The 14,036-nt window shown below is 71.0% G+C and carries 13 protein-coding genes and 1 riboswitch; of the genes, 6 read left to right on the top strand and 7 right to left on the bottom strand.

The window, feature by feature from the left end; translation table 11 throughout:
* Nucleotides 1-37: 37 nt before the first annotated feature.
* Nucleotides 38-973, bottom strand: a complete 936-nt coding sequence (locus ABT367_RS18765; RefSeq protein WP_352254192.1) for a decaprenyl-phosphate phosphoribosyltransferase — start codon at nt 971-973, stop codon at nt 38-40.
* Entirely contained in the window at nt 970-1,494 is a 525-nt protein-coding gene (locus tag ABT367_RS18770) for a phosphatase PAP2 family protein (protein WP_352254193.1), read from the bottom strand. Before ABT367_RS18770 ends, ABT367_RS18765 begins: the two co-directional genes overlap by 4 nt.
* A gap of 189 nt (nt 1,495-1,683) precedes the next feature.
* On the opposite strand from ABT367_RS18770, the gene ABT367_RS18775 reads away from it, so the two are divergent.
* Together ABT367_RS18775 and ABT367_RS18780 are read left to right on the top strand one after the other, a co-directional pair.
* Complete coding sequence (locus ABT367_RS18775) at nt 1,684-3,033, top strand: FAD-binding oxidoreductase (RefSeq protein ID WP_352254194.1); 1,350 nt, start codon at nt 1,684-1,686, stop codon at nt 3,031-3,033.
* A 112-nt stretch (nt 3,034-3,145) separates the two neighbouring features.
* Nucleotides 3,146-3,901 carry a decaprenylphospho-beta-D-erythro-pentofuranosid-2-ulose 2-reductase gene (locus tag ABT367_RS18780; protein ID WP_352254195.1) on the top strand — a complete coding sequence of 252 codons (756 nt, stop codon included), beginning with the start codon at nt 3,146-3,148 and terminating at the stop codon, nt 3,899-3,901.
* Between the two features lie 44 nt (nt 3,902-3,945).
* Here ABT367_RS18780 and ABT367_RS18785 read toward each other — a convergent pair whose 3' ends face one another.
* The 3 genes from ABT367_RS18785 to trpS form a co-directional block, all read right to left on the bottom strand.
* On the bottom strand, nt 3,946-5,253 hold the full coding sequence (locus tag ABT367_RS18785) for a hypothetical protein (RefSeq protein ID WP_352254196.1): 1,308 nt from the start codon (nt 5,251-5,253) through the stop codon (nt 3,946-3,948).
* Between the two features lie 22 nt (nt 5,254-5,275).
* Nucleotides 5,276-5,857, bottom strand: coding sequence for a 2'-5' RNA ligase family protein (locus ABT367_RS18790; protein WP_352254197.1), 582 nt, complete (start codon nt 5,855-5,857; stop codon nt 5,276-5,278).
* A gap of 150 nt (nt 5,858-6,007) precedes the next feature.
* Nucleotides 6,008-7,021, bottom strand: coding sequence for a tryptophan--tRNA ligase (gene trpS / locus ABT367_RS18795; RefSeq protein WP_352254198.1), 1,014 nt, complete (start codon nt 7,019-7,021; stop codon nt 6,008-6,010).
* A gap of 78 nt (nt 7,022-7,099) precedes the next feature.
* Here trpS and ABT367_RS18800 point away from each other — a divergent pair, with 78 nt between their 5' ends.
* From ABT367_RS18800 to ABT367_RS18810, 3 genes are all read left to right on the top strand, one after another.
* On the top strand, nt 7,100-7,726 hold the full coding sequence (locus ABT367_RS18800) for an RNA polymerase sigma factor (RefSeq protein ID WP_352254199.1): 627 nt from the start codon (nt 7,100-7,102) through the stop codon (nt 7,724-7,726).
* Nucleotides 7,719-8,576 carry a hypothetical protein gene (locus ABT367_RS18805; RefSeq protein ID WP_352254200.1) on the top strand — a complete coding sequence of 286 codons (858 nt, stop codon included), beginning with the start codon at nt 7,719-7,721 and terminating at the stop codon, nt 8,574-8,576. Before ABT367_RS18800 ends, ABT367_RS18805 begins: the two co-directional genes overlap by 8 nt.
* 216 nt (nt 8,577-8,792) lie before the next feature.
* A complete protein-coding gene (locus tag ABT367_RS18810) occupies nt 8,793-9,632 on the top strand; it encodes a hypothetical protein (RefSeq protein ID WP_352254201.1) in 840 nt (279 codons plus the stop codon).
* A 111-nt stretch (nt 9,633-9,743) separates the two neighbouring features.
* Here ABT367_RS18810 and ABT367_RS18815 read toward each other — a convergent pair whose 3' ends face one another.
* Nucleotides 9,744-11,186 (bottom strand): glycine hydroxymethyltransferase, encoded by a 1,443-nt coding sequence (locus tag ABT367_RS18815; protein WP_352254202.1) that lies wholly within the window; start codon nt 11,184-11,186, stop codon nt 9,744-9,746.
* A 47-nt stretch (nt 11,187-11,233) separates the two neighbouring features.
* Nucleotides 11,234-11,320: riboswitch (ZMP/ZTP riboswitch) on the bottom strand.
* 112 nt (nt 11,321-11,432) lie between these two features.
* On the opposite strand from ABT367_RS18815, the gene rocD reads away from it, so the two are divergent.
* Nucleotides 11,433-12,641: an ornithine--oxo-acid transaminase gene (gene rocD, locus ABT367_RS18820; RefSeq protein ID WP_352254224.1), complete on the top strand. Its 1,209-nt coding sequence runs from the start codon at nt 11,433-11,435 to the stop codon at nt 12,639-12,641.
* A gap of 109 nt (nt 12,642-12,750) precedes the next feature.
* On the opposite strand, the gene ABT367_RS18825 is transcribed toward rocD, so the two are convergent.
* Nucleotides 12,751-13,926 (bottom strand): glutathionylspermidine synthase family protein, encoded by a 1,176-nt coding sequence (locus ABT367_RS18825; RefSeq protein WP_352254203.1) that lies wholly within the window; start codon nt 13,924-13,926, stop codon nt 12,751-12,753.
* Nucleotides 13,927-14,036 lie beyond the last annotated feature (110 nt).

Below are 14,036 nucleotides of genomic sequence, written 5' to 3' on the forward strand. Positions count from 1 at the left end.
GGCCCTTTGGTACGCGGCCGGGGCGGCGCCGAGGTGCTCACAGGTCGGCCACCGCGAGCCCGTACATCCCCACCCAGACGAGCGCGATGAGCGCGAGCGGCCTGTCGCGCAGCACCACGTCCTCGGGGGCGCCCGCGGTGCCGCGGTCGGCGAAGACGGCGTAGCGCAGGATGGCGAGGATGAACGCGACCATCGACAGCTGGCGCCAGGGCAGCAGTCCGGTGCCGCCCTCCTCCATGGCCCACAGGCAGTAGGCGAGGACGGCGACGCCGGCCGCGAGCTGCCAGACGAAGCGCAGATAGCCGGTGGTGTACTCGGTGAGCAGGGCGCGGGTGGCGCCCAGTTCGCCCTCGGCGTCCGCCATCCGCACGGACTCCGAGTAACGCTTGGCCGAGACCATGAACAGCGCGCCGAAGCCCGTGGTGATCAGGAACCAGCGCGAGAGCGGGATGTCGAGGGCGACACCGCCGATCATCGCGCGCATCAGGAAGCCGGTGGTGACGACGACCAGGTCGACCACGAGGACGTGCTTCAGGCTGATGCAGTACGCGAGTTGCATGCCGACGTAGCCGGTGAGCAGGGCCGAGGTCATCGGAGTGCAGAGGAAGGCCGCCGCGGCGGGCGCGAGTACGGCGAGGAGGCCGCCGACCGCGTACGCGACCGGGACCGGGACCTGTCCGGCGGCCACCGGGCGGCGGCACTTGTCGGGGTGGGCGCGGTCGGCCTCGGCGTCACGGGCGTCGTTGATCAGGTAGACGGCGGAGGCGGCGGCGGTGAACAGGCAGAAGACCAGGACCAGTTGGATGGCCGTCTGGCGCGTGAAGAGTTCGCCCGCGGCGGCGGGGGCCGCGACGACCAGGACGTTCTTGATCCACTGGCGGGGCCGGGCGGTCTTGAGGAGGCCGAGCGGCAGGCTGATGGGGCCGGGGCGCCGCGGGGGCGCGGTGCGCTGTTGCTGTTCGAGGAGGGTCACTTGCCGGCTCCTTGCGCAGGAGTGGCGGCGCCCTGCATCCAGGACGTGCCCAGGCGCGCGGTGAGCGCGCCGAGTGCGGCGCCGGCGGCCACATCGCTCGGGTAGTGCACGCCGACGACCATCCGCGAGACGCACATCGCGGCGGCCAGCGGCGGTACGAGACGGGCGCCTGCCGGGCGCAGTGCGCCGTAGGCGACTGCCGCGGCGGCGGCCGAGGTGGCGTGCGAACTGGGGAAGGAGTGCCGGCCCGCGGTGCGCACCAGCGGCTCGGCGTCCGGACGCGGCCTGCGCACCAGGCGCTTGACGCCCATGCTGGCCAGGTGCGCGCCCGCGGTCAGCGCGGTGCCGCGCAGCCAGGCGCCGCGCCGCTCCTTGTCGAGCGCGGCGCCCGCGAGGCCGGCGGCCAGCCACAGCGCGCCGTGCTCACCCGCGAAGGACAGGGTGCGGGCGGCGGCCGCGATGTGCGGGTGCTCTCCGGTGCCGCGCAGGGCTGCTAGGAGCCGCTGGTCGTACTCGTGCATGTGGCCTCTTCGTCGCTGAGGGTTTCCGGCCGCCGATCCACCCGAGCGGCCGTATGCCGCAATCGACTCTTCATGCCAACGAGCCAGTAATTACGGCAATGTTGGGCGACACCCCCTGAATCACCCGTTTCGGTGAGGGGTGCGACAGGTTTGGCAAACCAGGCTTCACCGGGCGATAGCGTCGCGGTCATGTCTGCCGACACCGTCTCCGTCACGGGTTGGGGCCGCACCGCCCCGACCACCGCCCGCCTGGTCCGCCCCCGCAGTTACGAGGAGGTGGCGGACGCCGTCCGTGCGTGCGGGGCGCGCGGGGGCATCGCCCGGGGGCTCGGCAGGGCGTACGGCGACGCGGCGCAGAACGCGGGCGGTTCGGTCCTCGACATGACCTCCCTCGACCGGATCCGCGCGATCGACGCCGAAGCGGGCGTGGTGGTGTGCGACGCCGGCGTGAGCCTGCACCGTCTGATGGAAGTGCTGCTGCCGCTCGGCTGGTTCGTGCCGGTCACGCCCGGGACGCGGTACGTCACGGTGGGCGGCGCGATCGGCGCCGACATCCACGGCAAGAACCACCACGTCTCGGGCTCGTTCTCCCGCCATGTCGCCGCGCTCGACCTGCTGACGGCGGACGGCACGGTGCGTACGGTCAGGCGCGGCGAGCCGCTGTTCGACGCCACCGCCGGGGGCATGGGCCTGACCGGCGTGATCCTGTCCGCGACCGTCGAACTGCTCCCCGTACAGACCTCGTTGATGTCCGTGGACACCGAACGGGCCACCGACCTCGACGACTTGATGGCCCGCCTCACCGCCACCGACCACCGCTACCGCTACTCGGTCGCCTGGATCGACCTGCTCGCGCGCGGCGCGGCGATGGGCCGCTCGGTGCTCACGCGCGGAGACCACGCGCCGCTGGACGCCCTGCCCGTACGGGCCCGTCGCGCGCCGCTGACGTTCCGGCCCGGACAGCTGCCCGCCGCGCCCGCGTTCGTGCCCGAAGGGCTGCTCGGCAAGGCGACCGTGGGGCTGTTCAACGAGCTCTGGTACCGCAAGGCGCCCCGTGCACGGCGCGGCGAACTGCAGAAGATCTCCACGTTCTTCCACCCGCTGGACGGCGTACCGCACTGGAACCGGATCTACGGTCGCAGCGGCTTCGTGCAGTACCAATTCGTCCTCGGATACGGCAAGGAGGAGGCGCTGCGCCGGATCGTCGGCCGGATCTCGCAGCGCGGCTGCCCGTCCTTCCTCGCCGTGCTCAAGCGCTTCGGCGACGGCGATCCGGGCTGGCTGTCCTTCCCGATGCCCGGCTGGACACTGGCCCTCGACATCCCGGCCACCATGCCCGGCCTCGGCTCCTTCCTCGACGAGCTCGACGAGGAGGTCGCGGCGGCCGACGGACGGATCTACCTCGCGAAGGACTCGCGGCTGCGGCCCGAGCTGCTCGGCGCGATGTATCCGCGGCTCGGCCAGTTCCGTGCGCTGCGCGAAGAGCTCGATCCGCGTGGGGTGTTCACGTCGGATCTGTCCCGGCGGCTGTCGCTTTGACGTCCGGGCGGATGTCCCGGTGATGTCCCTTTGAGGTCCCGGCCACCGTCGCTTCGACGCCCCGGCTGCCGTCCCTTTTGCCCTGCGTCACCCCCGTATCTCTGGAGCTTTGATGAAGGACGCTTTCGGCACCCCCCAGTCCCTGCTGATCCTGGGCGGCACGTCCGAGATCGCGCTGGCCACCGCGCGCCGCCTGGTCGCGCGCCGCACCCGTACGGTGTGGCTGGCCGGGCGGCCCTCGCCCGCCCTGGAGGCGGCGGCCGAACAGCTGCGGGACCTGGGGGCGGACGCCCGTACGGTCGCCTTCGACGCCCTGGACTCCGAGTCGCACGAGGAGGCGCTCGGGAAGGTGTTCACCGAGGGCGACATCGACATGGTGCTGCTCGCGTTCGGTGTGCTCGGCGACCAGGAGCGCGACGAGGACGAGCCGCTGTCGGCGGTCCGGGTCGCGCAGACCAACTACACGGGCGCGGTCTCATCGGGCCTCGTCTGCGCGAACGCCCTCAAGCGCCAGGGTCACGGCTCGCTGGTCGTGCTGTCCTCGGTGGCCGGCGAGCGGGCCCGGCGGGCCAACTTCATCTACGGGTCGTCCAAGGCCGGGCTCGACGCCTTCGCCCAGGGCCTCGGGGACGCACTGCACGGCACGGGTGTGCACGTCATGGTCGTACGGCCCGGCTTCGTCCGCTCGAAGATGACGGCGGGCATGAAGGAGGCACCGCTGGCCACGACACCGGAGGCGGTGGCCGAGGCGATCGAGGCGGGGCTGCGGAGGCGCTCGGAGACGGTGTGGGTGCCCGGTGCGCTGCGCGTGGTGATGTCGGCGCTGCGGCATGTGCCGCGGCCGGTGTTCCGCAAGCTGCCCGTCTGATACGGGAGTTGGGCCGGGCCCCCCACGGGGCCCGGCCCTCACTGTTACCCGCCGCGCTTCAGGCGTACGACGACAGGCGCGCCGAACGGGTCGCCGGACTGGTTGACCTGGACGTGTCCCGCGCCCAGCCACTCGTCCGTACCGGGGACGCGGTGGATCTCCTCCAGCCACAGGGACTGGTTGGAGTTCTCGCGGGCGCCGGTGTCCACGGGCAGGCGATGGCGCTTGATCTTGACGCAGTCGCCTGCTTCGGTCAGATACCGGTTCCCGTCCAGGAACAGGCCCTTGTCGTCCTGGGCGACCGGCGTGCGCAGCTCGCACTGTCCGGGCGCGGGCGGCTGATCGGCCCACTTGGTGCCGTCCCAGCGCCAGCGGATGTACCCCTCGGGAGGCTCGTTCTCCACCTCGCCGTGGTTGTAGGTGTTCGTTCCGTACGCGCGGACCTCGCCGTCGTCCATGGCGAAGACCTGGCCGAGGCTCGCACTCGCTTCCGGCGGGAGGGGCTCCTCGAAGCGGACCACGGGTGTCTCGACGGCCTTCCAGGACGTGCCGTCCCAGTGCATGGCGGCGGGCTGCCCGTAGGTGCCGTACTCGAGTTCGGTGCCGGGGCCGGTGGAGCGGCGGCCGACCGCCCAGACGTCGTCGGGCCCGGCGATCGTGAGATCGGCCGCGGCGTACGGCAGCCGGTAGGTGTTCCAGCGGGCGCCGTCCCAGTGCAGGGCGCTCTCCTCGCCCGACAGGGCCCAGATGTCGTCCTCGGCGGCGGCCTCCAGCGAGTCGACACCGGCCGGCGGCGGATCCGCGACCCCGGTCCAGGCCGTGCCGTCCCAGGCGGCCCAGCCCTCCCCCGCGTGCGGGGGTTCCTCGCCCGGCGGGAGGTGCGAGGGCGGCGGGCCCTGGGGACGCAGCCAGATACGGGCGTCGCCGATCTCCTCCAGCTTCGGCGGGTGGGAGGACTCCCCGAGCGCCTCGGGCAAAGGTTCGCGCTTCCACTGTTCGCCGTCGTAGTGCAGCAGATGGACGGGGTCGTCCAACGTCCTCCGGTCGGTGGCGACGGCCCAGATGTCGTCCTCGGCGAGGGCGGCGACATCGGAGATCTCACCGCTGAAGTCGGTGACGATGTGCTCGAAGTCCCAGGTGAGGGCGGTCTTTCCGGGAGACTTGGGGGCGCTCTGCGTCTTGGCCGGTGTTCTGGCGTCGTCCGCGCCTGGGCCGCAGGCCGTCACGGTGAGAAGTCCGGCCAGCACGGCTGCCGCCAACGGTGTCCCGGCCATCGGTGTCCCGGCCAACGGTGTCCCGGCCATCGGTGTCCCGGCCATCGGTGTCCCCGACATCCGTATCCGGCGGCCCATGATCCCCCCGTGGTGCGCGTCCTCAGCGAGCAGGCAGCGTATCCCTGTCCGCGGGCGCCCCGGCCTGCGGGGGAACGGAGGGGCCCGCGAAGGGGAACTCGCGCAGCTTGCGCCAGACCCCGTCCTCGCCCTGCTCGTACAGCGCGAATCCGGTGCAGGACCACGCGGCCTCGTACGAGGAGAGCTCCTCGAAGGCGCGGTCCATCGCCTCCTCCGCGATGCCGTGCGCGACGGTCACATGCGGGTGGTACGGGAACTGCAGCTCGCGTGCGACCGGGCCCGACGCGTCGCGGACCTGCTTCTGCAGCCAGGTGCAGGCCTCGGCGCCTTCGACGACCTTGACGAACACGACGGGCGACAGGGGGCGGAACGTTCCGGTGCCGGAAAGCCGCATCGGGAAGGGCCGGCCGCCGGACGCGACTTCGGCGAGATGCGCCTCGATCGCGGGCAGTGCCTCGGCGGCCACCTCGGTGGGCGGCAGCAGCGTGACATGCGTGGGGATACCGTGCGCCGCGGGGTCGCCGAAGCCCGCACGCCGCTCCTGGAGCAGGCTGCCATGGGGCTCCGGGACCGCGATCGAAACGCCGAGCGTTACGGTCCCCACGTCGTGCTCCTTCTCCGGTCCTTCATCGCTCTGCAGTGATGGATGCTGCAGGAGCTTGCCAGTGTGTCCCGCACACCGGCCATCTGGCCAGGGTCCTTGGTCCGTCCCTGGCCAGGGCGGTGTCTTCGCGGCTTGGTGCACGCGGCTCGTTCAGTGCTTGGCGGGCAGGAACCCGATCCGCTCGTACGTGGTGGCGAGGGTCTCCGCGGCGACCGCGCGGGCCTTCTCCGCGCCCTTGGCGAGGATCGAGTCCAGGGTCTCCGGGTCGTCCAGATACTCCTGCGTACGGGTACGGAACGGGGTCACGAACTCGGCCATGACCTCGGCCAGATCCGTCTTCAGCGCACCGTAGCCCTTGCCGGCGTACTTCTGCTCGAGTTCCGGGATACCAGTACCGGTGAGGGTGGAGTAGATGGTGAGCAGGTTGCTGACACCGGGCTTGGCCTCCGCGTCGAAGCGGATCTCCATGTCCGTGTCGGTGACCGCGCTCTTGACCTTCTTGACGCTGATCTTCGGGTCGTCGAGCAGGTTGATCAGGCCCTTGGGGTTGGCCGTGGACTTGCTCATCTTGGCCGTCGGGTCCTGGAGGTCGGCGATCTTCGCCGTCTCCTTGATGATGTACGGCTTCGGCACGGTGAACGTCTGGCCGTAGCGGCCGTTGAAGCGCTCGGCCAGGTCACGGGTCAGCTCGATGTGCTGGCGCTGGTCACCGCCCACCGGGACCTCGTCCGCCTGGTAGAGCAGGATGTCCGCGACCTGCAGGATCGGATACGTGAAGAGGCCGACCGTGGCGCGGTCCGAACCCTGCTTCGCCGACTTGTCCTTGAACTGGGTCATCCGGGAGGCCTCGCCGAAACCGGTGAGGCAGTTCATGACCCAGCCGAGCTGCGCGTGCTCGGGCACATGGCTCTGCACGAACAGGGTGCAGCGCTCGGGGTCCAGACCGGCGGCGAGCAGCTGGGCCACGGCGAGCCGGGTGTTGGCGCGCAGCTCCTTCGGGTCCTGCGGCACGGTGATCGCATGCAGGTCGACGACCATGTAGAAGGCGTCATAGGACTCCTGCAGCGCAACCCACTGGCGCACGGCGCCCAGGTAGTTGCCGAGGTGGAACGAGCCTGCGGTGGGCTGGATTCCGGAGAGCACGCGGGGTCGGTCTGTGGCCATGCCCACCATTCTCTCAGGTGCGCGAAACAGGTCTGCTACGGACTGGAACCGATCCCGCGCCCGCGGTGTATCAAAGGTGTGAGAACGCGGGAGGGGGGCCGCATCGTCGTCGACGAGGGCTCGGTGATCGCCCGGGTGCGCGCCGGCGAGGCGGAGGCGTACGCGGAGCTGGTGCGCGCCCACACACCGGTGGCGTTGCGTGCGGCGGTGGCCTTCGGCGCGGGTGCGGACGCGGAGGACGTGGTGCAGGCGGCCTTCTTCAAGGCCTACCAGTTCCTGGGCCGCTTCCGGGACGACTCCTCGTTCAAGCCCTGGCTGCTGCAGATCGTGGTGAATGAGACGAGGAACACAGTGCGCTCGGCCGGCCGTTTCAGAGCCCTCGCCGGCCGGGAGGCGGCGCTGCTCGAAGCCGAGCCGTTGATACCGGAGTCGGCCGACCCGGCCTTCGCGGCGCTCGCGCAGGAACAGCGGAGTGCACTGCATGCGGCCCTCGACCGGCTGAACCGTGATCAGCGGGCGGTCGTCACCTGCCGCTATCTCCTGGAGATGGACGAGGCGGAGACGGCCCAGACGCTGGGCTGGCCGCGCGGCACCGTGAAGTCACGGCTGAACCGTGCGCTGAAGAAGCTGGGGAGGCTGCTGCCTGCGGACAGGGTGTTCGCCGTGGAGTCGGAAGGAGCCGAGGGAGGTGAGAGGAGTGAGTGAGGACCCGGAGGCCTGGAGGCGCGGGGAGGACGACCCGGAGGCGCGGCGACGGCGGGAGGATCCGGAGGCCCGGCGGCGGCGGGTCGAGGAAGAGCTGCGGCTGCTGAGGAGCCGGATGGCCGTGCCCGATGTCGACGGCCGGACCATGGCCGAGCGCGTCCTGGCTCAGCTGGTCGCCGAGCATGTGCCGACCCCCGTTGCCCAGCCGCCCACCCGCCGTGAGCGGCTGCGCGGCTGGTTCCGGCTGCGGCGCGCCCGGCTCGCGGCGGCGCTGTGCGGGCTGCTGGTCGTCGCTGTGCTCACGCCTCCCGTGCGGGCGGCCGTCGCGGACTGGTTCGACTTCGGCGGAGTCGCCGTGCGCCACGATCCCTCGGCCTCTGTTCCCCCGCCCTCGCCGGTGCCGGGCTGCGGGCAGGCGCTGTCGGTGGAGGAGGCGGCTCGCAAGGCGGGGTTCGAGCCCTTGCTGCCGGACGAGTTGAGCGGACGGCCCGCGGCCTCCGTCTCCGCGGACCGCAGGGTGATCTCGCTGTGCTGGCGTGCCGCGGACGGCTCGGTGATACGGATCGACCAGTTCAACGCGGCGATCGACCCGCTCTTCTGGAAGACGAGCCGCGTGCCGTACGAGCATGTGACGGTGCGGGGCGCGGGCGAGGGGATGTGGTTCCCCGAGCCGCACAGGCTGCGGATCGACCTCCGCGACGAGCGGGGCGAGTCGTACTCGACGACCGTGCGCTCGGCCGGGCCGACCCTGATCTGGGAGAAGACGGGTGCCGCCGCGCGCCTGACCTTGCGGATCGAAGGCATCGATCAGCGGGACCGGGCGATGGAGGTCGCGGCCTCCTCGCGCTGACCTGCGCACCGCGGCGCACAGGTACGGCGAGCGCTGCGGACTCGGCGGACTCGGCGGACTCGGCGAACTCGGCGAACTCGGCGAACTCGGCGAACTCGGCGAACTCGCAGACGGAAAAGGGGAACCCGCGGGCCGCGGGCGGTGTACCAGAAGTGAATCGGCGCGGAGCGGCCGCGCCAGGGACCTCTGGGGGAACGGATGCGTGGCGTACGGAGGTTGGCGACCCTGCTCGGCGCGTTGGTGACGGGGTTCGCGCTGGTACTGCTGGGGGCGCCCGGTGCTTCGGCGGGCGGGCCGACGAGTGTGCTGCTCTCGTCGCCGACGAGTGGTGAGGCGACGGCGCTCAACTACCAGGACAAGGAGTACGACGAGCTGTGGAAGCTGCTCGGGGTCGGCCGTGACGTCGAGAGCGTGGCAGCCCCGCCCATGGACGACACGATGGACGGATCCATGATCAATGCCACGTGGATGATCCATGACGTGGAGCCCTGGCGCGTGGACCAGATCCATGTCATACCCCCGGCCGGGGGCAAGGGTGACAACAAGGTGTTCCTCCACACCTCGGAGGAACAGGGCGCGGACCGCCTGGACAGCTCGCAGGGCAAGTGGCATCGGCCCGCGCAGCCCGGGCAGTTGCTCAAGCTCCTGGACGAACTCGGCCTGCTCGGCACGCCGCGAGCCGCGGGCAGCGACTCCGGCGACTCCGGCGACGGGAACCTGACGGACGGCTCGGGCGCGGACGAGACGGCGACGGCGGGCTCGGGTGCGGACGAGGCGGCGACGGTCGGTTCGGGTGCGGACGAGACCGCGGGGGTGGACCAGGCCGCGGGTGCGGACGCGTCCGACGCTGCGGGCACGCGGAACGAGCCTGCGGCTGCCGGGCCGGCGGTGAGCACCGGCTGGTGGTGGGTGTTCCCCGGGATCGCCGCGGGGGCAGCCCTGGCTCTGGGGATACGGCCGATGGCCCGGCAACTGCCCACGTGGCCCGGAAAGTTGCGGGAGGCACGGGCGGCCGCGCGGGAGGAGGGTCCGCGAGGGGAGCTGATCGACCGGTGAGGTGAGGGCTCCGGACCGGCGCGCGCGTCGATGGTGAAGTGAGGACTCCGGGCCGCCACGCGCTCCGACGGGGGTGGAGCGCGCGGCGGGCCCGGATCGGGGCAGGTGAGGTCAGGTCAGGTCGATGCCCGGGTAGAGCGGGAAGGGGGTCAGGAGGTCCGAGGCGCGGTGGGCGATCTCGTCCGCGGTCTTCGCTTCCAGGACGTGCTTCGCCTTCGAGGGCTCGCCCGACTTGGTCGTGGCCGGCCTGGTGTCCTTGAGCACGGTGTCGATCAGGCCGGCGATCTCGTCCATCTCGGCCGTGCCCAGACCACGCGTGGTCAGGGCGGGGGTGCCGATGCGGATACCGGAGGTGTACCAGGCGCCGTTCGGATCGGCGGGGATGGCGTTGCGGTTGGTGACCACACCGGAGTCGAGCAGGGCGTTCTCGGCCTGGCGGCCGGTCAGGCCGTAGGAGGAGGCGACGTCGATCAGGTTGAGGTGGTTGTCGGTGCCGCCCGTCACCAGCGTGGCACCGCGGCGCATCAACCCCTCGGCCAGAGCACGGGAGTTGTCGACGACGCGCTGCGCGTAGTCGCGGAAGGAGGGCTGACGGGCCTCGGCCAGCGCGACCGCCTTGGCCGCCATCACATGCGGAAGGGGACCGCCGAGGACCATCGGGCAGCCGCGGTCGACCTGGTCCTTGAGCGAGTCGTCGCACAGGACCATGCCGCCGCGTGGACCGCGCAGCGACTTGTGCGTGGTGGTCGTGACGATCTGCGCGTGCGGCACCGGGTCGAAGTCACCGGTGAGCACCTTGCCGGCGACGAGACCGGCGAAGTGCGCCATGTCGACCATGAGCGTGGCACCGACCTCGTCGGCGATCTCGCGCATGATGCGGAAGTTCACGAGACGGGGGTAGGCGGAGTAACCGGCCACGATGATCAGGGGCTTGAAGTCACGGGCCGTCTTGCGCAGGGCCTCGTAATCGACGAGACCGGTCGCGGGGTCGGTGCCGTACGACCGCTGATCGAACATCTTTCCGCTGATATTGGGGCGGAAGCCGTGCGTGAGGTGGCCGCCGGCGTCCAGGGACATGCCGAGCATGCGCTGGTTGCCGAAGGCCTGGCGCAGTTCGGCCCATTCGGCGTCGGAGAGGTCGTTGACCTGGCGGGCGCCGAAGCGCTCCAGGGCGGGGGCCTCCACCCGGTCGGCGAGCACGGACCAGAAGGCGACGAGGTTGGCGTCGATCCCGGAGTGCGGCTGGGCGTAGGCGTGCTGGGCGCCGAAGAGTTCGCGGGCGTGCTCGGCGGCGAGGGACTCGACGGTGTCGACGTTGCGGCAGCCGGCGTAGAAGCGGCGGCCGATGGTGCCCTCGGCGTACTTGTCGCTGAACCAGTTGCCCATGGCGAGCAGAGTGGCCGGGGACGCGTAGTTCTCGGAGGCGATCAGCTTGAGCATCTCGCGCTGGTCGGTGAGCTCCTGGCCGATGGCGTCGGCGACACGGGGCTCGACGCCGCGGATCACTTCGAGGGCGCTGTTGAAGGCGGTGGAGGCGACAGAAGGGTCGGTCATGGTGGTGGACCTCCGGACGAAGACGATGCGTACAGGTTCGTCGTACTCGGTTCGGCCCAGGCGCACGGCACACAGTTCACAGGCCGCTCCCCGATGGTTGATCCCATCTCAGCGCGCCAGTCACGGCCCACCTGTCACCTTACCGGCAGGTGTCCGGGCGAGGTTTCTGCGTCCGGCATGCGAGCGACGATAGGAACGTGGGCAACACCCAGCCCCGGCAGCACGAAGAACGGAGACCCCGTGTCGATGACGGAAACCCGTACGGACGCATTGATCTCTTCCGCCGACGCGCACAGTGCGCACAACTACCATCCGCTGCCCGTCGTCGTCGCCACAGCCGAGGGTGCGTGGATGACGGATGTGGAGGGCCGGCGCTATCTGGACATGCTGGCCGGCTACTCGGCGCTGAACTTCGGCCATGGCAACCGCCGGCTGATCGATGCGGCCAAGGCGCAGCTGGAGCGGGTCACGCTGACCTCGCGGGCGTTCCATCACGACCGGTTCGCCGAGTTCTGCACCCGCCTTGCCGCGCTGTGCGACATGGAGATGGTGCTGCCGATGAACACCGGCGCGGAGGCCGTCGAGACCGCCGTGAAGACCGCCCGCAAGTGGGGCTACAAGGTCAAGGGCGTGCCGGACGGCCAGGCGAAGATCGTGGTCGCGTCCGACAACTTCCACGGCCGCACGACCACCATCGTCAGCTTCTCCACGGACCCCGAGGCACGGGCGGACTTCGGCCCGTACACGCCGGGCTTCGAGATCGTTCCGTACGGGGATCTCGAAGCGCTGGGCCGGGCGGTCACCGACGAGACGGTGGCCGTGCTGCTCGAACCGATCCAGGGCGAGGCCGGTGTGCTCGTTCCGCCGGCCGGCTATCTGGCGGGCGTGCGCGAGCTGACCCGCGAGCGGAACGTGCTGTTCATCGCCGACGAGATCCAGTCGGGGCTCGGGCGCACGGGGAAGACCTTCGCGTGTGAGCACGAGGAGGTCGTGCCGGACATGTACATCCTCGGCAAGGCGCTCGGCGGCGGGGTCGTGCCGGTGTCGGCGGTGGTGTCCTCGGCCGAGGTGCTCGGGGTGTTCCGGCCGGGTGAGCACGGCTCCACGTTCGGCGGGAACCCCCTCGCGTGCGCGGTCGCGCTGGAGGTGATCGCGATGCTGGAGACCGGTGAATACCAGCAGAAGGCCACGGAGTTGGGCGATCACCTCCACCGCGAGCTGGGGCTGCTCGTCGGCGGTGGAGCCGTGCGCGAGGTGCGCGGGCGCGGTCTTTGGGCCGGTGTGGACATCGATCCCTCGTACGGGACCGGCCGGGAGATCTCCGAGAAGCTGATGGACCGTGGCGTCCTGGTCAAGGACACGCACGGTTCGACGATCCGGATCGCGCCGCCGCTGGTGATCAGCAAGGAGGACCTGGACTGGGGGCTCGACCAGCTGCGGGCCGTACTCGCGTAGGTCCCCTGGCTCGCGTAGGTCCCCTGGCCGTATGGGCGCCTGGCTGGTGCGAGCCCCTGGCTGGTGCGAGCCCCTGGCTCGTGTGGCCCCCGGCTCGTGCGGCCCCCGGCTAGAGGATCACGTGCGGCAGGAAGCGGGCGTACTCGTCCGTGACCAGGCCGGACGATTCGCGGATGCCGAGCCCCGCCGCCTCGTTCTCGACCACCCACGCTCCGAGCACCACGTGGTTGCCGTCGAAGGCGGGCAGCGGGGCCAGCTCCTGGTAGCAGCACGGCTCGTCGCGCGGGGCCGGCGGCGCGTCCGCGGTGTGGAGCGTGACGCCCGCGCCTTCCCGGCCGAGCAGCGGCTTGGCCACGTAGGCGGGCAGGTCGCGCGGGCCGTCGAGGTAGGCGGGCAGCAGGTTGGGGTGGCCGGGGTAGAGGTCCCAGACGACGGCGAGCAGGGCCTTGTTGGACAGGAGCATCTTCCAGACCGGTTCGATCCAGAGGGTGCTGCCGGTACCGCCGCCGTTGTCGAGCGTGTCCAGGACGTGGCCCCCGAAGCGGTCCGTGGTCAGCCACTCCCACGGATAGAGCTTGAAGCAGGCGCGGATGAAGCCGAGCCGGTTGTCCACGAAGCGGCCGGAAAGGCGGTCCCAGCCGATGTCCTCGACCGGGATGGAGACCGTTTCCAGGCCCGCCTGTTGGGCGGTCTCCTGGAGGTACGCGACGGTCATCAGGTCCTCGCCGAGTTCGTCGGCGGTGGAATGCGCGAAGTGCACGGGGCTGCCCGGCGGCAGCAGGCGCGCCTGCTTGCGCCAGGCGTCGACCAGGCGTTCGTGCAGGGAGTTCCACTGGTCGGCGCCGGGGAAGCGCTCCTCCATCCAGAACCACTGCGGGCTGGCGGCCTCGACCAGGGAGGTCGGGGTGTCCGCGTTGTATTCGAGGAGTTTGGCGGGACCCGTACCGTCGTGGCGCAGGTCGAACCGGCCGTAGAGGGAAGGGAGTTCGGCGCGGCGGCGCCAGGCCTCACGGATCCGCTCGACCAGGTGCGGATCGGTGATGCCGAGGTCGGCGAACCGGTCCTTCTCGACGATGTGCGCGGCGGCCTCGAGGCACATGCCGTGCAGTTCCTCGACCACCTCTTCGAGCGCCTCGACCTCGGGCAGATCGAAGACGTAGTAGGCGCTCTCGTCCCAGTACGGGCGCAGGGAGCCGTCGGGGTAGCGGGTGAGCGGGTAGATCAGGCCCTGTTCCTCGACGGTCTGCTGCCAGCCGGGGCGGGGCTCTATGGTGCGGCGTTCCATGCGGTTCCTCGGTGTGTCTGCGGTACGCCGGATTCTTCGGTGCGCCGGCCCCTGGGTACGCCGGCTTCTTCGGTGCGCCGGGTCCTGCGGCACGCCGGATTCTTCGGTGC

Source organism: Streptomyces mesophilus, assembly GCF_040300965.1.
Classification (GTDB): Bacteria; Actinomycetota; Actinomycetes; order Streptomycetales; family Streptomycetaceae; genus Streptomyces; species Streptomyces mesophilus_A.